21 protein-coding genes are annotated in these 22,309 nt (G+C 62.4%); 6 read left to right on the forward strand and 15 right to left on the reverse strand.

Features of this window, described 5'->3' with window-relative positions; all coding sequences use genetic code 11:
- Nucleotides 1–40: 40 nt before the first annotated feature.
- From AC515T_RS15050 to AC515T_RS15060, 3 genes are all read left to right on the forward strand, one after another.
- Complete coding sequence (locus AC515T_RS15050; protein WP_496528940.1) at nt 41–748, forward strand: HPP family protein; 708 nt, start codon at nt 41–43, stop codon at nt 746–748.
- Between the two features lie 134 nt (nt 749–882).
- Entirely contained in the window at nt 883–1,989 is a 1,107-nt protein-coding gene (locus AC515T_RS15055; RefSeq protein ID WP_496528941.1) for an enoyl-CoA hydratase/isomerase family protein, read from the forward strand.
- Between the two features lie 3 nt (nt 1,990–1,992).
- On the forward strand, nt 1,993–3,144 hold the full coding sequence (locus AC515T_RS15060) for an acyl-CoA dehydrogenase family protein (protein WP_496528942.1): 1,152 nt from the start codon (nt 1,993–1,995) through the stop codon (nt 3,142–3,144).
- Between the two features lie 260 nt (nt 3,145–3,404).
- On the opposite strand, the gene AC515T_RS15065 is transcribed toward AC515T_RS15060, so the two are convergent.
- The 11 genes from AC515T_RS15065 to pssA form a co-directional block, all read right to left on the reverse strand.
- Nucleotides 3,405–4,178 carry an enoyl-CoA hydratase gene (locus AC515T_RS15065; protein ID WP_496528943.1) on the reverse strand — a complete coding sequence of 258 codons (774 nt, stop codon included), beginning with the start codon at nt 4,176–4,178 and terminating at the stop codon, nt 3,405–3,407.
- Between the two features lie 13 nt (nt 4,179–4,191).
- The gene (locus AC515T_RS15070) at nt 4,192–5,319 is read right to left on the reverse strand and encodes an acyl-CoA dehydrogenase (protein WP_496528944.1); all 1,128 of its coding nucleotides are present in this window, start codon (nt 5,317–5,319) and stop codon (nt 4,192–4,194) included.
- 9 nt (nt 5,320–5,328) lie between these two features.
- Nucleotides 5,329–6,516 (reverse strand): acetyl-CoA C-acyltransferase, encoded by a 1,188-nt coding sequence (locus AC515T_RS15075; protein ID WP_496528945.1) that lies wholly within the window; start codon nt 6,514–6,516, stop codon nt 5,329–5,331.
- Nucleotides 6,517–6,532: 16 nt separating this feature from the next.
- Nucleotides 6,533–7,294 (reverse strand): SDR family NAD(P)-dependent oxidoreductase, encoded by a 762-nt coding sequence (locus tag AC515T_RS15080; protein WP_496528946.1) that lies wholly within the window; start codon nt 7,292–7,294, stop codon nt 6,533–6,535.
- A 16-nt stretch (nt 7,295–7,310) separates the two neighbouring features.
- Nucleotides 7,311–8,975 (reverse strand): AMP-binding protein, encoded by a 1,665-nt coding sequence (locus AC515T_RS15085; RefSeq protein WP_496528947.1) that lies wholly within the window; start codon nt 8,973–8,975, stop codon nt 7,311–7,313.
- A gap of 262 nt (nt 8,976–9,237) precedes the next feature.
- Nucleotides 9,238–10,695 (reverse strand): ArnT family glycosyltransferase, encoded by a 1,458-nt coding sequence (locus AC515T_RS15090; RefSeq protein WP_496533140.1) that lies wholly within the window; start codon nt 10,693–10,695, stop codon nt 9,238–9,240.
- A gap of 67 nt (nt 10,696–10,762) precedes the next feature.
- The gene (locus AC515T_RS15095; RefSeq protein WP_496528948.1) at nt 10,763–11,056 is read right to left on the reverse strand and encodes a lipid-A-disaccharide synthase N-terminal domain-containing protein; all 294 of its coding nucleotides are present in this window, start codon (nt 11,054–11,056) and stop codon (nt 10,763–10,765) included.
- Between the two features lies 1 nt (nt 11,057).
- The gene (locus AC515T_RS15100) at nt 11,058–11,801 is read right to left on the reverse strand and encodes a glycosyltransferase family 2 protein (protein ID WP_496528949.1); all 744 of its coding nucleotides are present in this window, start codon (nt 11,799–11,801) and stop codon (nt 11,058–11,060) included.
- A gap of 25 nt (nt 11,802–11,826) precedes the next feature.
- Nucleotides 11,827–12,798, reverse strand: coding sequence for an NAD-dependent epimerase (locus AC515T_RS15105; protein ID WP_496528950.1), 972 nt, complete (start codon nt 12,796–12,798; stop codon nt 11,827–11,829).
- 225 nt (nt 12,799–13,023) lie between these two features.
- Nucleotides 13,024–14,040, reverse strand: coding sequence for an AraC family transcriptional regulator (locus AC515T_RS15110; protein ID WP_496528951.1), 1,017 nt, complete (start codon nt 14,038–14,040; stop codon nt 13,024–13,026).
- An 11-nt stretch (nt 14,041–14,051) separates the two neighbouring features.
- Entirely contained in the window at nt 14,052–15,395 is a 1,344-nt protein-coding gene (pssA, locus tag AC515T_RS15115) for a CDP-diacylglycerol--serine O-phosphatidyltransferase (protein ID WP_496528952.1), read from the reverse strand.
- Nucleotides 15,396–15,515: 120 nt separating this feature from the next.
- Here pssA and AC515T_RS15120 point away from each other — a divergent pair, with 120 nt between their 5' ends.
- The 3 genes from AC515T_RS15120 to AC515T_RS15130 all read left to right on the forward strand — a co-directional run bounded on the left by AC515T_RS15120 (nt 15,516) and on the right by AC515T_RS15130 (nt 17,321).
- Nucleotides 15,516–16,079 carry a TetR/AcrR family transcriptional regulator gene (locus AC515T_RS15120; protein WP_496528953.1) on the forward strand — a complete coding sequence of 188 codons (564 nt, stop codon included), beginning with the start codon at nt 15,516–15,518 and terminating at the stop codon, nt 16,077–16,079.
- A gap of 44 nt (nt 16,080–16,123) precedes the next feature.
- A complete protein-coding gene (locus AC515T_RS15125) occupies nt 16,124–16,603 on the forward strand; it encodes a nuclear transport factor 2 family protein (RefSeq protein ID WP_046062452.1) in 480 nt (159 codons plus the stop codon).
- A 316-nt stretch (nt 16,604–16,919) separates the two neighbouring features.
- Nucleotides 16,920–17,321, forward strand: a complete 402-nt coding sequence (locus AC515T_RS15130) for a hypothetical protein (RefSeq protein WP_122568584.1) — start codon at nt 16,920–16,922, stop codon at nt 17,319–17,321.
- Between the two features lie 36 nt (nt 17,322–17,357).
- Here the strand turns inward: AC515T_RS15130 and AC515T_RS15135 are convergent, their stop codons facing one another.
- The 4 genes from AC515T_RS15135 to AC515T_RS15150 form a co-directional block, all read right to left on the reverse strand.
- Nucleotides 17,358–19,781 (reverse strand): TonB-dependent siderophore receptor, encoded by a 2,424-nt coding sequence (locus AC515T_RS15135; RefSeq protein ID WP_496528954.1) that lies wholly within the window; start codon nt 19,779–19,781, stop codon nt 17,358–17,360.
- 237 nt (nt 19,782–20,018) lie between these two features.
- Nucleotides 20,019–20,963, reverse strand: coding sequence for a FecR domain-containing protein (locus AC515T_RS15140; protein WP_496528955.1), 945 nt, complete (start codon nt 20,961–20,963; stop codon nt 20,019–20,021).
- Entirely contained in the window at nt 20,963–21,472 is a 510-nt protein-coding gene (locus AC515T_RS15145) for a sigma-70 family RNA polymerase sigma factor (RefSeq protein ID WP_496528956.1), read from the reverse strand. The genes AC515T_RS15140 and AC515T_RS15145 overlap by 1 nt, the downstream gene beginning before the upstream one ends.
- A gap of 231 nt (nt 21,473–21,703) precedes the next feature.
- Nucleotides 21,704–22,225 (reverse strand): SgcJ/EcaC family oxidoreductase, encoded by a 522-nt coding sequence (locus AC515T_RS15150; RefSeq protein ID WP_496528957.1) that lies wholly within the window; start codon nt 22,223–22,225, stop codon nt 21,704–21,706.
- Nucleotides 22,226–22,309: the final 84 nt, after the last annotated feature.

Consider the following 22,309-nt stretch of genomic DNA (forward strand, 5'->3'; position numbering starts at 1 on the left):
GTAAGCCCCTTTTTTTGTTCGTTTTTTGGATTGTGGCTTAATGCTTTCTCGTTGGTTCCCCGCCGCTATCAATACCCGTCCCACCGAATGGAGCCGCGCCGCCATCGGCATGGCGTTGGGGACGATGTTCAGTGTCTGGTCATGTGGTCAGGTCTTTGGCCTTGAGGTGGCGCAACACCTGATCGGCCCCCTCGGCGCCTCGGCCGTGCTGTTGTTTGCCGTGTCCTCGGGCGCCCTCGCCCAGCCCTGGTCGATTGTCGGCGGTTACCTGTGTGCGTCGGTCGTGGCACTGCTGGTGGCCCATGTAATGGGGCGGACCCTGGGCAGCGCCTGCCTGGCGGCCGGCATGGCGCTGGTGTTGATGTGTTGGCTGCGTTGCCTGCACCCGCCGGCAGGCGCCCTGGCGGCGACGTTGGTACTGGCGGATCCGTCCATCATTGCATTGGACTGGCAGGCCGTCGGCGCGGCCATGCTGGCCGGCTCCGGGTTGCTCGTCTTTGCGCTGGCCTACAACAACCTGACCCGGGTGCGCTATCCCAAGCGTGCCAGCGAGCCGGCAGCCGTCATACCGGCTGACCACCCGCCCGTCGATCGACAGGCCATCACCGCCGAAGACCTGAAACTGGCCCTGGCGGAAATGGAGGCCTTCTTCGACGTCACCCCGGAAGATCTCGAACAATTGATCCACGTCAGCGAGCGAAATGCCAAGCGCCGCAGCATCACGGAGGTCCTTTCGGGTCGCGGCTGAGCCTGTGGCTGCTATAAATATGCAGACAGGACCTGCACGTATCCCGGTTGTGCAAGGCAAATTTGCACTGGTACGATCCTGAACGGGTACGCGCGACACAATTCATAAAAAACAATAAAAGCAGGGAGTTAGCGATGACAGCTCAGGTTTCATCCCAAGCTGCGGAAACCCTCGAATCCGTGGCCCATGAGGTGCTGGTCGACGTTCGTAATCACATTGGCCACTTGACCCTGAACCGCCCCGCCGGCCTCAATGCCCTCACCCTGGGCATGGTGCGCAGCTTGCAGCAACAACTCGATACTTGGGCAGTCGACCCACAGATCCGCGCCGTGGTATTGCGGGGCGCGGGCGACAAGGCCTTCTGCGCCGGCGGTGATATCCGCTCGCTGTACGACAGCCACAAGCAGGGCAACACCCTGCATGAAGATTTCTTCGTCGAGGAATACGCCCTCGACCTGACGATCCACCACTACCGCAAACCGATCCTCGCCTTGATGGACGGCTTCGTCCTGGGCGGCGGCATGGGGCTGGTGCAAGGCGCCGACCTGCGGGTCGTGACCGAACGCAGCCGCCTGGGCATGCCGGAAGTGGCCATCGGTTATTTCCCGGACGTGGGTGGCAGCTATTTCCTGCCACGCATTCCCGGTGAGTTGGGGATCTACCTGGGGGTCAGCGGTGTACAGATCCGTGCCGCCGACGCGTTGTATTGCGGGCTCGCCGACTGGTACCTCGACAACCACAAGCTCAACCAGCTCGACGAACGTCTCGATCGGCTTGAGTGGCACGACACGCCGCTCAAGGACCTGCAAAGCCTGCTGGCCAAACTCGGCCAGCAACAGCTCCCTGCGCCCCCCCTGGCCGACTTGCGGCCGGCCATTGACCATTTCTTTGGCTTGCCCGACGTGCCCAGCATGGTCGAGCAGTTGCGTCAGGTCACTGTCGCCAACAGCCACGAATGGGCGCTGAAGACCGCTGACCTGCTGGACAGCCGCTCGCCCCTGGCTATGGCCGTGACCCTGGAAATGCTGCGGCGCGGCCGGCATTTGAGCCTGGAAGACTGTTTTGCCCTGGAACTGCACCTGGACCGGCAATGGTTCGAACGCGGCGACCTGATCGAAGGCGTGCGCGCCTTGCTGATCGACAAAGACAAGAACCCGCGCTGGAACCCGCCGACCCTGGAGGCGCTGGACGCCGACCATGTGGCGAGTTTCTTCGACGGCTTCGACCACCACGGGAACTGAGCCATGCACGACCTCGAACTGACCGAAGAACAAGTGATGATCCGCGACATGGCCCGGGACTTCGCCCGAGGTGAAATCGCCCTCCATGCCCAGGCGTGGGAAAAGGCTGGCTGGATTGACGACGGCCTGGTGGCGAAGATGGGCGAACTGGGCCTGTTGGGAATGGTGGTGCCGGAAGAATGGGGCGGCACCTACGTCGATTACGTGGCCTATGCCCTGGCGGTGGAGGAAATCTCCGCGGGCGACGGTGCCACCGGGGCGTTGATGAGCATCCACAACTCGGTGGGTTGCGGGCCGGTCCTGAATTTTGGCACCGATGAACAAAAACAGACCTGGCTGGCCGAGCTCGCCAGTGGCCAGGCCATTGGCTGCTTCTGTCTGACCGAACCCCAGGCCGGCTCCGAGGCCCACAACCTGCGCACCCGGGCCGAACTGCGCGATGGCCAGTGGGTCATCAACGGCGCCAAGCAGTTCGTCAGCAATGGCAAACGGGCGAAACTGGCAATTGTGTTTGCCGTGACGGATCCGGAGCTGGGCAAAAAAGGCATTTCGGCGTTCCTGGTGCCCACCGATACACCAGGGTTCATCGTCGACCGCACCGAACACAAGATGGGCATCCGTGCCTCGGACACCTGCGCGGTCACCTTGAGCAACTGCACCGTCCCCGAGGCCAACCTGCTGGGCGCTCGCGGCAAAGGCCTGGCGATTGCGCTCTCCAACCTGGAAGGCGGCCGCATCGGCATCGCGGCGCAAGCCCTGGGCATCGCGCGCGCAGCGTTTGAAGCGGCGCTGGCCTACGCGCGCGATCGCGTGCAGTTCGACAAGCCGATCATCGAGCACCAAAGCATCGCCAACCTGCTGGCCGACATGCACACCCGCATCAACGCCACCCGCCTGCTGATCCTCCACGCCGCCCGCCTGCGCAGCGCCGGCAAGCCATGCCTGTCGGAGGCTTCCCAGGCCAAGCTGTTTGCCTCGGAAATGGCCGAGAAGGTCTGCTCCTCGGCCATACAGATTCATGGTGGGTACGGGTACCTCGAGGATTATCCGGTGGAGCGCTACTACCGCGATGCGCGGATTACCCAGATCTATGAGGGGTCGAGCGAAATACAACGGATGGTCATTGCCCGGGAGTTAAAGAACTACCTGGTGTGATGGCTGAAAAAGCATCGCGAGCAAGCTCGCTCCCACAGGTTTGGTGGTGTATGCAGATGCTGAATACACTTCAGATCCCATGTGGGAGCGGGCTTGCTCGCGAAAGCGCTGGGTCAGCTTGCATCAATGTTGAATGTGCCACCGCCTTCGCGAGCAAGCCCGCTCCCACACTGAGTCTTAGGCGAACATAAATTTTGTGTTCACTGCAGATCCACTGTGGGAGCGAGCTTGCTCGCGATGGCGTCAGTAAGGACACCGCATTACTTGTCCTGAAACTCCGCCGCACGCTTGGCCACGAACGCCGCCATGCCTTCCTTCTGATCCTGCGTCGCAAACGCCGCGTGGAATACCCGGCGCTCGAAACGTACGCCTTCAGACAGGCTGACCTCAAAGGCGCGGTTGACGCTTTCCTTGACCATCATGCTGATGGGCACCGACTTGGAGGCAATCAACGCTGCGGTTTTCAGCGCATCGTCCAGCAGCTCATCGGCTGGTACGATCCGCGCGACGATACCGCAACGCTCGGCTTCCACCGCGTCGATAAAGCGCCCGGTCAGGCACATTTCCATGGCCTTGGCCTTGCCTACCGCCCGGGTCAGGCGCTGGGTGCCGCCCATGCCCGGCAGCACGCCGAGGTTGATTTCCGGCTGGCCGAACTTGGCATTGTCGCCGGCCAGGATGAAATCGCACATCAACGCCAGTTCGCAGCCACCGCCCAGGGCAAAACCGTTCACCGCCGCGATGATCGGTTTGCGACGGTTGGCCACGCGGTCACTGTCGCTGAACAGGTCGTCCAGGTAGATCTGTGGGTAGGTCAGCTCGGCCATTTCCTTGATGTCGGCACCGGCGGCGAAGGCTTTTTTCGAGCCCGTCAGCACGATGCAGCCAATCCTCGGATCCGCCTCCAGGCTATCCAGCGCCTGGTTCAGCTCGCTGACGATCTGCGCATTCAAGGCGTTCAACGCCTGGGGACGGTTAAGGGTGATCAGGCCGACGCGGTCCTTGATCTCCAATAAAATCGTTTCGTAGCTCATGCAGGACTCCTGTTCAAAGATTGCGCGAAATGACCATGCGCTGAATGTCGCTGGTGCCTTCGTAGATCTGGCAGACCCGCACGTCGCGGTAGATGCGCTCCAGCGGGAAGTCGTTGAGGTAACCGTAACCGCCCAGGGTCTGCAACGCCATGGAGCAGACTTTTTCGGCCATTTCCGAGGCGAACAGCTTGGCCATGGACGCCTCCACCAACGCCGGCTGGCCATTGTCCCGCAGGGCGGCGGCGTGGTGCACCATTTGCCGGGCCACGGCGATCTGGGTCGCCATGTCCGCCAGGCGGAACGCCACGGCCTGGTGCTCGATGATCGGTTTGCCGAAACTGGAGCGTTCCCGGGCATAGTCACGGGCAGCCTCGAACGCAGCGCGGGCCATGCCCACCGCTTGCGCCGCGATGCCCACCCGGCCGCCTTCCAGGTTCGCCAGGGCGATCTTGTAGCCTTCGCCCTCCTCCCCCAGGCGATTAGCCAGCGGCACCTTCACATCCTCAAAGAGGATCTGGCAAGTGTCGGACGCGTGCTGGCCAAGTTTGTCTTCGACCCGCGCCACACTGTAGCCCGGCGAATCGGTTGGCACGATGAACGCACTGATGCCACGCTTGCCGGCGCTCGGATCGGTCACCGCAAACACAATCACCACCCCGGCGTTCTGTCCGGAGGTGATGAACTGCTTGCAACCGTTGAGCACGTAATGATCGCCCTCCAGCCGCGCCCGGGTCTTGAGGCTGCTGGCGTCCGAGCCGGCCTGGGGCTCGGTCAGGGCGAAGGCGCCAAGCATCGCGCCGCTGGCCAGGGGCGTAAGGAATGTAGCCTTCTGCTCATCAGTGCCGAACTTGAGGATCGGCACGCAACCTACCGAGTTATGCACGCTCATGATGGTCGAGCACGCGCCGTCGCCGGCGGCGATTTCCTCCAGGGTCATGGCATAGGCCAGGTAACCGGTGTCACAGCCGCCCCACTGCTCTGGCACCAGCATGCCAAAGAACCCCAGTTCGGCCATTTCAGCGATGGCTTCCCGGGGGAAACGGTGCTCACGGTCCCACTCGGCGGCGAACGGTTTCAGGCGTTCCTGGGCGAACTGTCGGGCCATGTCGCGGATTTGGGTCTGTTCTTCAGTCGGGAGCATGGTGGTTCCTTAATACAGGCATTCAACAGCCATGGCCGTGGCTTCGCCGCCGCCGATGCAAATGGCCGCGACGCCGCGCTTGAGACCCTTCTGGCGCAGGGCCGATAGCAGGGTCACCAGGATCCGTGCGCCAGAGGCGCCAATCGGATGGCCCAGCGCGCAGGCGCCGCCGTGGACATTGACCTTGTCATGGGCGATTTCCAGCTTGTCCATGGTCACCAGCCCTACCACGGCAAAGGCCTCGTTGACTTCAAAGAGGTCGACCTGGTCCAGCGACCAACCGGTCTTGTGCATCAGTTTCTTCACGGCACCAATCGGCGCGGTGGGAAACAGGCTCGGGGTATCGGCAAACGCCGCGTGACCGTGAATCACCGCCAAAGGCTTGAGGCCGCGCTGGACCGCTTGGCTCTGGCGCATCAGCACCAGGGCGGCGGCACCGTCGGAAATGGAGCTGGCGTTGGCCGCCGTCACCGTGCCGCCCTCGCGGAACGCCGGCTTGAGCGAGGCGATCTTGTCGATCCGTGCTTTCGGTGGTTGCTCGTCGTGGCGAATGGTCACTTGTTCCTTGCCGACCATGACCTGAAGCGGCACGATCTCGGCGTCGAAACTGCCGTCCTTGATCGCCTGCTGGGCGCGGGTGGTGGACGCAATAGCGAAGGCGTCCTGAGCCTCGCGACTGAAACCGTTGGCCTCGGCGCAATCTTCAGCGAAGGTGCCCATCAGCCGACCTTTGTCGTAGGCGTCTTCCAGGCCGTCGAGGAACATGTGGTCAAGCACCCGGCCATGGCCCATGCGGTAACCGCCACGGGCGCGATCCAGCAGGTACGGCGCGTTGGACATGCTTTCCATGCCGCCAGCCACCACCACCTCGGCACTGCCGGCGATGAGCATGTCATGGGCCAGGATCGCCGCTTCCATGCCCGAACCGCACATCTTGTTGAGCGTGGTGCAGCGGGTTGACTTGTCGAGCCCAGCGCCCAGCGCGGCCTGACGTGCCGGTGCCTGGCCCTGGCCAGCGGCGAGCACGCAACCGAACAGCACTTCTTCAACCGCACCCGGTGCGATTCCGGCACGCTCGACGGCGGCCTTGATCGCGGCGGAGCCCAGTTGCGGGGCGGTAAGGCTTTTCAGTTCGCCCTGGAAACCGCCCATGGGGGTGCGGACGGCACTGACGATGACAATAGGATCGTTGGACATCATGAATCCTCCTGACTTATTGGGCGGCCATACGCAAGGCGCCGTCGAGACGGATCACCTCGCCGTTGAGCATGCTGTTCTCAATGATATGCCGGACCAGCGCTGCGTACTCGGAAGGTTTCCCAAGGCGCGGCGGAAACGGCACGCCGGCGGCCAGGGAGTCGCGCACTTGCGGGGTCATGCCGGCCATCATCGGGGTTTCGAAGATACCCGGCGCGATGGTCATCACCCGGATACCGAAGCGCGCCAGTTCACGGGCGGCCGGCAACGTCAGGCTGGCGATGGCGCCTTTGGAGGCCGCATAGGCGGCCTGGCCGATCTGGCCGTCGAAGGCCGCTACCGAAGCGGTGTTGATGATCACGCCACGTTCGCCGTCGGCGTTGGCCTCGGTTTCGGCAATGGCCGCAGCCGCCAGGCGCAGCAGGTTGAAGCTGCCGATCAGGTTGACATTGATCACTTGGCTGAAGCTGGCCAGCGCGTGGGGGCCGTTCTTGCCGAGGATCTTCTCGCCGCGCACGATACCGGCGCAATTCACCAAACCATTAAGGCCACCGAACGCATCGACGGTAGCCTTGACCGCGGCTTCAGCAGCCGCCTCGTTGCTGATGTCCGCCACCACGCTCTGGCAGCCCAGCTTCTGCGCTTGGGCAGCTACGGCGTCGGCGTTGAGGTCCACCAGCATCACTTTGGCGCCAGCCTTGACCAGCATTTCACCGGTGGCCGCGCCGAGGCCGGAAGCACCGCCGCTGACGAGGAAAATCTTGTTGTCGATCTGCATCATGGTTTCCTTGGGTTCAAGCTGAAACGTTGTGCGCCAAAGTCTCTTGAACCTTGGCGATCTCCTGGTTGCGCAAGATAAAGCGCTGCAACTTGCCGCTTGGGGTTTTCGGCAAGTCGCTGACAAATTCGATTTCACGGGGATAGGCATGGGCCGCCAGGCGCTGGCGCACGTGTAGGCGCAGTTCCTCGGCCAGCTCCGGTGAGGCGCGGTATTGGGTGCTGAGCACCACGAAGGCCTTCACCAACTCGGTGCGTTCCGGATCAGGCTTGCCGATCACCGCCGCTTCCACCACGGCCGGGTGTTCGATCAGCGCGCTTTCCACGTCGAACGGACCGACCCGGTAGCCGGAGGTGGTGATCACATCGTCGCTGCGGCCGACGAAGCTGATGCTGCCGTCCGGGTTCAGTTCCACGGTGTCGCCGCTCAAGTAGTAATCACCGACGAAGGCCTTGGTCGGCGCGCCTTGGTAACCGGCGAACCAGCACATGGGTGACTGGCTGCGGTCCACCGCGAGAATGCCCGGCTGGCCCACGCCCAACTCGCGCTGGTTTTCATCCAGCACGACGATCCGGTGGCCCGGCGAGGCGAAACCGGCAGCGCCCAAGTGCACTGGGTGCTCCAGCCCATGGTGGTTGCACAGCACCATGCCCAGTTCGGTCTGGCCGTAATGGTCGTGGATGACCACGTCCAGGTTGTCGGCGAACCAACGGATCACCTCCGGGTTCAACGGCTCGCCAGCGCTGCTGACGATGCGCAGCTTGCCCTTGATCGAGCGGGCAAACTGCTCGCCGCCAGCAATCAACAGGCGATACGCCGTGGGCGAGCCGGTCAGGTTGGTGATGGCGTATTTGTTGATGATCCGGCAGGTGCTTTCCAGGGTGAACGGGCCATCGTAGAACGTGATGGGATGCCCCATGGCCAGCGGCCCGGTCACACCAAAATAGATGCCATAGGCCCAACCCGGGTCGGCGACGTTCCAGAACGCGTCCTCAGGGCGCAGGTCCACCGCGTCGCGCATGTAGCTCTGGAACGCCACGATGGCCTTGAGCGGCACCGACAACGCTTTGGCCGGCCCTGTGGTGCCGGAGGTGAACATCAGCAGGAACGGGTCTTCGCCGGTGAGCATCAGCGGTTCGCACTGGTTGGAGTGGTTCGCCACTTCGGCCCAGAAACTGTAGTCGCCGCGCACGATGCCCTGGCCCTTTTCGCCGCCCACCGTGACGATGGTGGGGCAATCGGCGACTTCGTTGAGCTTGGGACGGTTGACGGCGTCGGTGACGACGACTCGCGCGCCCGAACTGCCGAGGCGGTGCTCGATGGCCTTGGGCCCGAACGCGGTGAACAGCGGTTGATACACCGCTCCGATGCGCCAGGTGGCGAGTACCACGATCAAGAGCTCTGCGGTGCGCGGCAGCAGGCCGGCCACTTTGTCGCCCCGGCCGACGCCTTGGGCGCGCAGAAAGTTGGCGAACCGCGCGGCGTTGTCCTGCAGGTCACGGTAGGTCCAGGTGGCTTCGCTGCCGTCACGGCCCTCCCAGAACAAGGCGATGCGACCCGGCAATGCATGCCGGTCACAACACTCGACACAGGCATTGAGTGCCTCGAGCGAGCCGTGCAGCGCAGCATTGACGGTGTGCAGGTAATCGAACTGCGACGTGGCGGACGAATAATCGCGCATGACCAGAATCCCTCTGTACTTTTTATTGGTTGGGGGAACCGTGAAGAGCAGGCAAATACTCGCGCCGAAGGACGGTGGCGGCAATGGTCAAAGCCATCAAGTTGCTTGACTGGTTTGGCCATGGTTCGAGGGATGTGGTGCCCGTCAGGCCGTCATCGCGAGCAAGCTCGCTCCCACAGGGGATTGGTGGTGGGCCTAGATTCTGTGAACGCCCAAGCACCCTGTGGGAGCGAGCTTGCTCGCGATGGCGGCGGTCCAGCCGCTACAAGGGCTGCTTCCAGGCAAATGAATAAACCTTTTCCGGCGCCGGGGATTGGCAGCGCTGGTTGTCAGCATCAGCCCCCACCAGGAACCACTCAGCCCGAGAAGTATTCCCAACCCGACGCGCCTTTTGCGGGTCGTAGCAGCGGGCCATGTCCCGCCCAGGCACCAGGGCAAAGGCCTGGGGGTGGCTGCGCAGCCAGATGGCGGAGCGTTCCAGGGACTGGCGGTCATGGAAGCCAAAATGCACGATGGGTTGCCGGGCGAACAACCAATGGCCCTCGCGCCATCCCACGAGCACCAACTCGGCATTCGAAGTCAGCCCCGCGACATCACGCATCAAGGTCTGGTGGGGGTTGACGCCTTCCCGGTGGGGCTCGATGAAGCCGCGCACAAACCAGGCGCCCAACCACAACACCGTCAAGGCAGCGAATACCACCCTGCCCCTCGGCCGCTGGCTGAACCAGCGGCGCAGCATCCACGGCACAAGCGGCGCCACCAGCAGGATCAAGGCCGGCAACGCGGGAAAGATATACAGTTTGCGCTTGCCACTGCTCAAGCTGAAGAACAGCAGCACCAGAACCACCCACCCCAGCAACACCAGCACCCGACCGTCGTGCTTGAGCAACTGCCTGCGCCAGGCCGGCACCAGCCATGGCAGCATGAAAAAGATCGGCAGCCAGTACTTCGGAATCACCTGGACGAAGAAATACCAGAAAGGTTCGCGGTGCTCCCAGGCATTGGCATAACGCCCCGCCGTCTGCTTCAGCAGGATCTCCTGGGCATACGCCAGGCTGTCGGAGCTGCCCTGCCAGACGATCCACAATAAAGGCCCGAGCCACAGGGCGATGGCCGCCAGCGCCACAATCAGCCCCAACCACCAGGCCCCCGCCTTGCCCGGCATCGACACCAGGCCTTTCCACCCTCGGCGCAGCCCATAGGCATAGGGAATCAGCATCAACACCGGCAGGAAACCCACGCCTTTGCTGATGATCCCCAGCCCCATCGCCCCACAGGCCAGGTAATACCAGCGCCACGCCGGGCCGAGCAGCAAATGCCGACACAAGCCATAGATCCCCAGGATGGTCCAGAGCGCAAGAAAACCATCGATCTGCCCGGTGCGCAGGATGCTGTAGGTCTGGTAGGTGGCGAGAAACAAGAGTGCGGCGATCACTCCCACGCGTCGCCCCCACAAGCGCCGGCCCAGGTCATACAGACACGCGGTGGTGACAGCGCCGGCCAGCAGCGCGGGCAGGTACAGGGCGACTTTCGGCAGGTGGGTCAGTTGCACGAACGACGCCACCGCCCACATGAACAGCGGCGGTTTGTCGGCGTAGATTTCCCCGGCGCGATGGGGAATGAACCATGAGCCGTTCTGCAGCATCTCCAGGGCAACGCCGAGGAAGCGCTCTTCATCGACGTTCATCGGTTGGCGCCAACCCAAGCCGGCACCCACCATGATCAAGGCCAACACCACCAGTGCCAGAAGCTCCAGGCGCGGGGAGGACAATCGTATCCGCACCGTCTCAGCCCTTCTCGGCGAGTTCGCGGTTTTCCTGCCCGTGATGCTTGGCGATCAACTGCAAGTTGCGCAGATAAACAATGAAGCCAAAGGACTGGCCAACAATGAACACCGGGTCTTCGCGGTAGATGGCATAGGCCAGCAACAGCGCGCTACCGATGATGCTCAGGTACCAGAAACCCACGGGTATCACGCTGCGCTTCTTGTACTCGCTGTACAGCCATTGCAGGGCAAAACGCCCGGTGAACGCCAATTGTCCCCCGAAGCCAACGGCCAGCCACAACGTTTCTCTGCCCATGTCACACCTCGGTTTCTTGCGCGTTGATATCCAGGCGGGTGCGCTTTATCAGCCACCACACCCCGAACAGATCGACAATGCCCACCAGCGCCCGGTCGAGGTTGCCGTAATTGGACACCCCGGCCCCGCGCTCACGGTGATTCACCGGGTGCACCAACATCCGGCCGTTGTGACGGCGGATCAGCGCCGGGATAAAACGGTGCATGTGATCGAAATACGGCAGGCGCAGAAACGCCTCGCGCTCGATCAATTTGATGCCGCAGCCGGTATCGGGCGTCTGGTCCTTGAGCAGACTGGCCCGCAGTTTATTGGCGAACCGTGAGGCCCACCGCTTGCTCGCCGTGTCCCGGCGGTTGACGCGATGCCCCGCCACCAGCTTGACGCCGGCAGGCGTGCCCTCCGAACCGCGTACCAGGTCGAGCATCTTCGGCAGGTCGGCCGGGTCGTTCTGCCCGTCGCCGTCCAAGGTTGCCAGCCAATGCCCGCGGGCCACTTCAGCCGCGTGGTAGATCGAGGTGCTCTGCCCGAGGGAACGGGCATGGCTGAGCACCCGTAACTGGCGATAGCCACTGCCTTGCAACGCCCGCAGTTCAGCGGCGGTGGCGTCGGTGCTGCCATCGTCGACCACGATGACTTCAAAAGCCACGTCGGCCAGCGCCGCCCGTACTTCTTCCAGCAGCGCAATGAGGTTGCCGGCTTCGTTCTTTGCCGGAATCAGGACCGACACATAAAGGGTTTCGTGCATGACGCTCCAATAAACAGCTGAGGGGTTAAACGCGGTAGTACTCGCGGTACCAATCGACAAACGACTGCACGCCGACGGGCACCGCAACCTGTGGGCGAAACCCTATGTGTTCTTCCAGTTCACGTGTGTCCGCCCACGTGTCGACCACGTCACCCGGTTGCAACGGCAGGAAATGCTTGATCGCGGGAATGCCCAGGGCCTCTTCCAGGCACTCGACAAACTGCAAGAGCTTCACCGGCGCGCCGAAGCCGATGTTGTAGAGCTTGTGGCGCACGCCCGCTTCCTTGGCCGGCGGCCGCGGCAACAACCGCACCAGGCCTTCGACGATGTCGTCGATGTAGGTGAAGTCCCTCGACATGGCGCCGTCGTTGTAAAGATCAATGGCGCGACCGTTGAGGATGGCCTCGGTGAATTTGAACGGCGCCATGTCGGGCCGTCCCCAAGGTCCATAGACGGTAAAAAACCGCAGGCCGGTGGTGGGAATCCCGTAGAGATGCGAGTAAGCGTGGGCCATCAGTTCATTGGCGCGCTTGGTTGCGGCATAAAAAGACACCGGCTGATCCACCGAATCGGTGGTGGCATACGGCAGGCGGTCGTTCAAGCCATACACCGAGCTGCTCGAGGCGAACACCAGGTGCGCCGGCCGATGGGCACGGCAGGCTTCCAACACGTTGAGGAATCCCACCAGGTTGCTTTGGGCGTACAGGTCGGGATTATCGATGGAATAGCGCACACCGGCCTGGGCCGCCAGGTGAACGACGTACTCGAATGGGTTTTGCGCAAACACGTCCAGCAGCGCCTGCTTATCGGCCACGTCCAGTCGCAGGAAGCGGAAGTTGCGGTATTCGGCCAACAACGCCAGCCGTGCCTGCTTCAGCTCGACGCTGTAGTAGCTGTTGAGGTTGTCGATGCCGATGACCTGATGGCCCTCGCGGCACAACCGCCTGGCCGTATGAAAACCGATAAACCCTGCGGCGCCGGTGACCAATACGCTCATACACAGCCCAAAACGGTCACGTGCATACACTACCCTGATGGATGGCCCGGCTTTTCCGGCGCCTGCACAGGCTTGTATCAAAGAAAAATGACGGTTTTATGAGCGTGCCGAACAAAGCCCCCCTTGTGGGAGCGAGCTTGCTCGCGATGGCGGTGTGTCAGTCAACATCAATGCAGCTGATCCGACGCTATCGCGAGCAAGCTCGCTCCCACAGGGGTTCTTGGATCAGTCGGACTCGTTGAGAATCAAGCTGCGATAATGCCCCGGGTTGGACCCGGACCATTTGCGAAACGCCTTGTAGAAGGAACTGGCATCGGCAAAGCCCAGGCGCGAGGCGATTTCGACGAAGCTGATGGAGGGTTCGGCCAGCCAGGAGATCGCCAACTCCTTGCGCACGCTGTCCTTGAGGCCTTGGTAGGTCTGGCCCTCCTCCGCCAGGCGGCGGCGCAGGGTCGAGGCGGACACGCACAACTGTTGGGCCAGGGCCTCGGTTTCCGGCCACTGTTCGGCAGGCAATTGCCGCAGGTCGTGGCGGATACGGCTGGCCAGGCTTTGCGGGTTGCGGTATTTGACCAGGATGTTGGCCGGGGCCAGGGCCAGGAAACGCTTGAGCTCATCGGCGTTGCGCCGGATGGGCTGGTCGAGGCATTCGGCAGCGAAAATCATCCGGGTACGGGGCCGGTCAAAGCGCAGGTTCTGGGAGAACATCACCCGGTAGTCGTCGCAGAAATCCGGCGCCGGGCAGCGCAGCTCGACGGAAAGAATGGGAATGCGCCGCCCGGCCAGCCAGCAAGCCACGCCATGGACGATCATCCAGTAAGTGAAATAGGTAAAGGCCCGGCGCGGGGCCTGGTCATCTTCCAGCAGCACAATCTCCGCCAGACTTTGCTGGCGCATCCACTGGGCCGGCAGGTGCTCGAGCATCAGCGACAGAAACCCCAGCCCCGCCGTCAAACCGCTCGCCAGCGTGGGCTGGGCCATAGCGCACTGGCAGAGAAACGCCAGGCTGCCGGACTTGAGTTTGCGCGGGTCCATGCCGAAAAACTCGTCATCCAGGCGCTGGGCCAGCAAACGCCAGAGCCGCGCATAGGCATGGGCCGGGACCCGCGCCTGGGCGTCGTCAAGCAGCGCCGGATCTATGCCGACCTTGCTCAGGACCTCCTCGGTAGCCGCCCCTGGGGCGCAGCTTTGCAGCAACGCCTCACGCACCAGCTGGATGGAGATGGTGTCTTTTTCCGACATGGCGCGGGTGTTCACAGGATCCGGTAAAGCAGCCGTTCGATCCGCACCCGGCTGACCCGTTTCAGGAACCGGGCCACAGCCTCGGGGTAATCCGGCAAGGTTTCCAGGTCCAGGTAACGCTCGATCCGGCGGGTGTGGCGGTAGATCTGCTCAAGTTCGGCCTGGCGCGGCGCCAGCAGCTCGCCCTTGGGGTCGTCCAGCAACAGCGCGTTTTCCAGGTCCAGGCGAAAGGCCCGCGGGTTGAGGTTGTTGCCGGTCAGCAAGGTGTAGCGCTCGTCGACCCACATACCCTTGAGGTGATAGGTGTTGTCCCCGTCACGCCAGAGGTGCAGGTTCAATTGACCGCTGTCGATCGCGCGCTGATGCCGTTTGGCGAAGCGTCGCAGGCTGATTTCGTAGAGGTATGGCAGCGCCGCGATGATCTTGAACGGTTCGCTTGGCGGAATGTAGAAATCGTTGGCGGTCTTGTCGCCGACGATGATGTCGATCTTGACCCCGCGGGCCAGGGCGCGGTTGAGCTCCCGGGTCACGGCCAGGGGCAGGTTGAAATACGGTGTGCAGATGGTCAGTTGCTGGCGGCTGCTGGCGATCAGTTCACCGATCACCCGGCTCAACGGATTGTTCTTGCCCACACCCAGCAACGGGCTCACCGACAGGCCGCTCTTGTCGAGGCTGCCGACGCTGGTGTCATAGGTCGCGTATTTGAGACGGCTGCGCAGGTCACCGATGTCCTTGCGCAAACTGCGGGTGCTGGGCAGGTTCGGCAGGTCCAGGCGATGCACGGCCCGGGAGGTGATCAGGCCGTGCTGCACCAGGTGATGCATCGAGTCGGCCAGTGCCGTGTTCTGCAACAGGTGATAGCGGTCGTAGCGGTATTTGTCGAACTTGTGCAGGTAGACGTTATTCAGGCTGGCACCGCTGTAGAGCACACAGTCATCGATCACGAAACCTTTCAAATGCAGCACGCCGAACAGTTCGCGGGTCTGCACCGGCACGCCGTAGATCGGCACTTCGCTGGCATGGGTGCGGGTCTGCTCTTGGTACCACGCCGAGTTGCCCGGCTGCTTCTTGGCGCCGATCAATCCGCGCTGGGCCCGTAGCCAATCCACCACCACGACCACGTCCAGTTCCGGACGCGCCGCTTTGGCGGCATGCAGGGCATCGAGGATTTCCTGGCCGGCCTCGTCCTGTTGCAGGTACAGGGCGACGATGTAGATGCGCTGGGTGGCCTGGGCGATTTTCTCCAGCAGGCAACGGCGGAACTGGGCAGCGCCATCGAGGATGGTCACCGCGTCGGCGGTCAGTGCAAAGCTGCGCAACTTGGGCAGCAGGGAGCGTTTGAAGAGCGACGGCATAGGGCTCGCAAAAGGTCGATTCCAAAGAACGCATGAGCTTACACCATGGATGGGTTCGGGTCTTCCTGTCGTCAAGAAAAAAGACTTGACCAAGGAGAACGATCATTCTACTTTCGCCCCATGAACGAAATCACTGGTAATGAAACACGAGACATCATCCTCGATGTCGCCGAAAAGTTGATCTATAGAAGTGGCATCGCCGCCACCGGCATGGATCTTCTGGTGAAAACCGCTGGCGTCTCCAGGAAAAGTGTCTATCGCTACTTCACCAACAAGGACGACCTGATCGTGGCCGCCCTCAAGCGGCGAGACGAGCGCTGGATGCACTGGTTCAGCAGCGAAGTGGACAAGGCGCCCACGCCGACTGCGCGGCTGCTCAACCTGTTTACCGTGCTCAAGGGCTGGTTCGACAGCGAAGGTTTTCGCGGCTGTGCCTTCATCAATACCAGCGGCGAAACCGGCAATCCGCAGGACCCGGTGCGCCAGGTGGCGAAGATGCACAAACAGAAATTGCTCGATTACGTGACCCGGCTGTGCGTCGAACAAGGCGTCGAAGACCCGGACGCCCTGGCCCGCCAACTGCTGATTCTGATCGACGGCGCCATTACCGTGGCGCTGGTCATGGGTGACCACAGCGCGGCTGATCACGCCCAGGACATGCTGAAGATATTGCTACACGCCTGACCCGTTGAACCCTGTGCCATTCATCAACTCATTGGAGATTCGCCATGTCTGCCTCTTCTGAAGTTCGTCCGCCGTTGCCACCGTTCACCCGTGAATCGGCAATCGAGAAAGTTCGCCTGGCCGAAGACGGCTGGAACTCTCGCGACCCGCAAAAAGTGTCCCTGGCCTACACACTGGATACCCAATGGCGTAACCGCGCCGAATTCGCTCACAACCGCGAAGAAGCCAAGGCGTTCCTGACCCGCAAGTGGGCCAAGGAATTGGATTACCGGCTGATCAAGGAACTCTGGGCCTTCACCGATAACCGCATCGCCGTGCGCTACGCCTACGAATGGCACGACGACTCGGGCAACTGGTTCCGCTCCTACGGCAATGAAAACTGGGAGTTCGACGAGCAAGGCCTGATGTACAACCGCTACGCCTGCATCAACGACATGCCGATCAAGGAAAGCGAGCGCAAGTTTCGCTGGCCCCTGGGTCGCCGGCCGGACGATCATCCTGGCTTGTCTGAGTTGGGACTGTAATTTCCGCGACTGACCCATCGCTATCGCGAGCAGGCTCGCTCCCACATTTGGATTTCAGCGAACACACCTGTTGCGTCCGCCATAGATCCCCTGTGGGAACGAGCTTGCTCGCGATAGCGTTGGATCAGTGGCATTGATGTTGACTGACCCACCGCTATCGCGGGCAAGCTCGCTCCCACAATAAAGCGCTGGAGCACACAACAGCGCCAGACCAGCGGCCCCTCCAACAGGCTTGACCCACATGCCGCCAGGCATCACATTGCCTGGGCCGGCGATAAGCTCGCTGTTTCGTTGTGCAGCAGACTTTGTGGAGCCCATGACCGCGTCGATCCCGATCCGTCCCCCCTGCCCGCCCGGCGTCTGCGATTGCGGGCGTGATGCCTTGCTGCAAGCGCCTGGCAGCGACCTGCGCATCCTGTGCCTGAATCGCCAGGAGGAAAAACGCCTGCTCGAGCGCCTGGAGAACATCCAGAGCCTCGACGAACTCCAGCGCCTGCAACAACGCCTGTATGAAAACCTGGGGATCCGCCTGCGCGTCGAGCCTGGCTACAACGAAGTGCGGACCATGCGCGGCATCGCCATCGAATTCCAGGATCAGCCCGGCCTGTGCCGCAAGATTCGCCAGTCGATTCCCGCCGCCATCCGCCGTGGGCTGGAAAAACGCCCCGAGATCGCCTGGCGGCTGCTGGATGCCCACGATCTGTTTCGCGACATCTGAACCCAGTCAGCTCCCTCCCTGGAGCGGCACATCGGTCTAGAAATCCACCGTCGCGGAAAGCAGGTAGGTGCGCGGGGTCGACAGCGTCAAGCCCGGCTCACTGTCATCCGACGCGCCGGCCGAACTCCAGTAGCGCTTGTCCGCCACGTTTTCGATGTTGGCCCGCAGGGTGATGTTTTTTTCGTCGACCTTGAACCCGTAGCGGGCCCCCACATCGAAGCGCGTCCAGGCATCGATTGCCTTGGTGTTGGACTGGTCCAGGTACTGCGAGCTGGAATAAATGCCGCGACTGGTCAAGGTCAGGCCCTGTACCGTTGGCACGTCCCATTCGGCGCCGAGGTTGACGTTGTACTTCGGCGTGGCCGGTGCGCGGTTGCCATCGAAACTGCCGTCGGTGGTGTCAGTCAGTTCACTGTCGATGAACATCACGCCACCGAGCAAGCGGGTTCCCTTCAGTGGCTCGCCAAACACACTCAACTCCACGCCGGTGTTTTCACGCTTACCGTTCGGGCCGAAGACGCGTGTCGTGGCATCGGTTGCGTAAGCCGGCTGCTTGATCCGGAACACCGCGGCGGTGACGGCGAACGGGCCGGCGTCATATTTGGCGCCCACCTCGACCTGACGGCTGATGAACGGCGGGAAAATCTCATCCTCGTTCACCGACGTCGACGGCGCGATCTTGCCCTGGCTCAGGCCTTCCATGTAGTTGGCGTACAGCGACAGCTTGTCAGTCGCCTTGAACAGGATGCCGCCCGAGGGCGAAACCTTTTCCTCATCGTAGGCGGTGTCGCCCTTGACGTTATTCGTCCAGTCATCAACCTTCACCCGTTGCCAACGGGCGCCGAGGGTCAGCAGCAAGCGATCCTCGAACAACCCCAGGGTGTCGGACAGCGCCACGCCACTGAAGCGGTTCTCGGTGTAGACCTTGTCGTCCTGTCGGGTCGGGTTGCTCGGCGTCGGGGTCTGCACCGGGTCATACAGGTTGCTGCGACCGTTGGCGTAACGGGCGCCGCCATTTTCGAAATCCATGTAGAAATAGCTGGCCGCCAGGTTGACCTCATGGCTCACCGGACCGGTATGGAACCAGTTGCGCATCCCGGCCGTGGCCGTGCGGACATTTTCTTCCCGGGTAAAGTCACGGGGCTGGACAGTGAAATCCCCTGCGTCGTTGGTCACCGAAACGTTGTGCCGAAGGAAATCGTGGTCGCTTTTGCGCTCGCCAACGCCGCCGTACAGCATCACCGAATCACTGACATCGAACTCAGCGTTCACCGTGCCAAAAGTGTCCTGGGTGCGCGCCTTGCTCCACGACTGGGCGTAGTTGTCGCGCACATCACTGGCGTGAGGGATCTGGGCATTGACACCGACCTGCACGCGTTCCTGGGGCGCGTCGGTGTTGCGTTCGGTGTGGCCGATGTCCGTCGAGAGTCGCAGGCGTTCACCGCGAAAATCCAGACCCAGCACCGCCATCTCGCGATCCACGCTCTGGTGATCCCATTCGGTGTCGCCCGCCTGTTTCACGCCATTGAAACGAATCCCGAACATGTCTTCTTCACCAAAGCGCCGACCGACATCCACCGCCCCGCCAAGCTGGTTATTGGAGGCATAGCTGCCGGTGAACGAGGTGATGGGCTTGTCGGTGGCGCGCTTGGGCACCACGTTGATCCCGCCCCCCACGCTGCCACGCGGCGAGATACCGTTGATGAGCTGGCTCGGGCCCTTGAGGATGTCGACGCGTTCGGCCATCTCCATGTCGATCGTGTACGTCGGCAGGATGCCGTAGAGACCGTTGTAGGCAACATCGCTGTTGAACAGGCTGAAACCGCGAATGGTGAACTGCTCATAGCGTCCACCCGCCGGGTTGGTGGTGCGGACTGAGGGGTCGCTGGCGATCAGGTCGCCCAGGGTTCGCGCCTGCTGGTTCTTGACCGTTGTGCTGGTGTAGGTGGTCATGCTGAACGGCGTTTCCATGAAATCCCGCGAACCCAGCAAGCCTTGCGAACCACGCCGTGCCACCTGACCGCCGGCATACACTGGGCTGTCCGTCGAAGCCGTGGCACCGAGAATCGACGTGGGTTCCAGTTGCAAGCTGCCGCTTTCTGGCGCCGGCATCAGGATGTAGGCCTGCTCCCCCACCGGCTGCAATTGCAGGCCCGAACCCCGCAACAACCGGGCAAACCCCTCTTCCACCCCATACTCCCCCGAAAGCCCGGCGCTGTTGCGCCCGTTCACCAAGGCCGGATCCACCGACAGGTTGACCCCCGCCAACCCGGCAAACCGGGTCAGCGCCGCACTGAGACTGCCGGCCGGCACCTGATAACTGCGCCGGGCGGTTTCTTCGGCCAGGCTCGATGACATGAAGAATGGGCTGGCACCCAGGCTCAGCAGGAGGCTCAGGTTCAACAGCGGACGCCGGCCGGCAAAGGCCGGGCGCATACGCAAAGGGACAACTGCGGACATTGGAAAGCGCTCTCGTTTTTGTTCAGTTGCCTTGAATGACAAGCGAAACAAAAAAAGGGGACAAAAAAATGGGATCAGACCTCAAACCCCGTGGCGAGGGAGCTTGCTCCCGCTGGGGTGCGCAGCGCCCCCAACGAGGCAGACTGGATCAACCTGACACACCGCGGTGGCGGGTTTGGGGTTGCTACGCAACCCAGCGGGAGCAAGCTCCTTCGCCACAGGGGGTTACCGCAAGCCTCAGGCCAGAGTTTGACGAAGCGTCAACGTGACCCAATAACGGGTACGCATGTGCACCTCCAGCGGCAGGCTGGCGGCAAGCAGCGTGAGGATTCGATCGGTGTTGTCCAGGCGGAAGCTGCCGGTGATTCGCAGCGGTTCCAAGGTGTCGTCCCAGCGCAGCACGCCGGGGCGATAGCGGCTCAGTTCCCGCAGGAATTGCCCCAGCGGCTGGTCCTGCGCCACCAGTACCCCGTCACGCCAGCCCAGTTGTGCCACGTCGAACGCCCGCACCGGCCCCGAGCCTGAGGCCTGGACGTTGACCTGTTGGCCCTCTTGCAAACTCAGCGATGGCCCATGCAGAGGCTGCAGTTGGGCCGAACCGCTGACCACCGACACCCGGCAGTCGCCCTCACCCAAGCGCAGGCAGACTTCGCCACGATGGAGCGTGATGAGCCCATAGGGTGACTCAACGGACAGCGGCGTGCTCCCGGCGAGTTTGAGCGCGATCTCGCCGCGCACCAGCACCAGGCGCCGTGCCTGGAGGTCCAGGTCGACGGCGCTGTCGGTGTTCAGTTGCAGCGCACTGCCATCGATCAGCGACCAGCGCCGTTGCTCGCCCGTGGCGGTGTGCAAATCAGCGCGCCAGACCTCCAGCGGCAGCTCCCGTCCCAGCAGCCAGGCGGTCGGGACCAATGCGGCGACGCCCAATGCACGTTTGAGCACCGCACGCCGAGCCAGTGTCGGGCGGTCCAGGGCTGCCATGCCCAGGGAGGCTGGCACCCCGGCAAAGCGCTGGCGTAATCGTTGGGCCTTCTGCCAGGCCGCCTCGTGGTGCGCGCTGCTGTCGCGCCAGCGTTGCAGGGCCGCCGAGTCGAACGCGTCCCCCTCGAATTCCATCAGGGTCAACCAGCGGGCCGCCGCCCGTGCCGCTTCACGAACTTCAGGCGATGGTGCCGAGGGCATCAGAAGTCCACCAACAGGCAATGCTCATAAGCCTGGGCCATGTAGCGCTTCACGGTGCGCTCGGACACGTGCAGGCGCTCGGCGATCTCGCGATAACCCAGGCCTTCGAGCTGGCTCCATAAAAAAGCCCGCCGCACCAAGGGCGGCAGGCCATCGAGCAATTCGTCCAGGGCTTGCAGGGTTTCCAGCAGCAGCCAACGCTGTTCCGGAGACGGTGCGCAGGCTTCAGGCAGGTTCGCCAAGGCGTCGAGATACGCCTGCTCCAGATTGCGTCGGGTGTAGAAGTTGCTCAGCAGGCGTTTACCGACGGTCAGCAGATAAGCCCTGGGTTCTTGCAGGTCCGCCAGGGTCTGGGAGCTGGCAAGCACCCTCAGGAAGGTATCCTGGCGCAGATCCGCCGCATCCCAGGCATTGCCCATGCGCCGTCGCAACCAGCCTTCCAGCCAACTCCCGTGGTCACGGTACAACGCATGGAGGGATTGCTCCGTCGGCGTAACTGCATCACACATGTCCAGAAGCCTGCGCAAAATCTCAAATGAGACTGATTCTAATTAATGTTCGTGCAGGAATCCAAGTTGTTTATGCAAAGGATGTCTAAAAACGGGGATGGAATTGATCGAGAGCCCTGTGAGAGCGAGCTTGCTCGCGATAGCGGAGTATCAGTCAGCCTCTATGGTTCTGACATACCGCCATCGCGAGCAAGCTCGTTCCCACAGGCAGGTCTTTTGCGACCCGTACTCTCAGTGACTGGCGTGCAAGGTCTTCGGCACTTCCGGCATGGCCGAAGAGTGGTGGTTGATGATCTTCCACTGACCATCGAGGCGCTCATAGAGGAAGGTGTAGCGCGCCTGGACTTCGCGCTTGGAACCGTCGGCCTGGGTCAGCGTGAAGGTATAGACACCACTGTCCATCGCCGCGTCGGGACCCAGGTGACGGATTTCCCGGTAGTTGATTTGCCCGACCGGCTTGGCGGCCAGGAAATGCTCGAAGTAATCCTGGATCTGCGCCGGCGTGTTGCGCACCTTGTTGGAAACCGTTGGTTGCAAAATCGCATCCGGGGCATAGAGGCCGGTCACGGCGGTGGCGCTACCGGTTTGCAGCGCGGCGTTCCAGCGGTCGAACAGTGCGGCGATCTCCCGGTCGTTCACATTCTTGGGCTGCTCGGCCACTGTGCGATACACGTAGGGTGTGGCCTCGACAGCCTGGACAAGCGGCGCGCTCAGCAGGAAAAAAGCAGCAATGACACAGGTTTTCATTTTCATCAGAAGACTCCTTTGGGTTTCAATGAGCCCACTTTGCCGACCTTCTCGGCGCTCGCCATCGGCCAACCGGAGCCAATCGCCTAT

Source organism: Pseudomonas sp. FSO-7 (assembly GCF_059579345.1).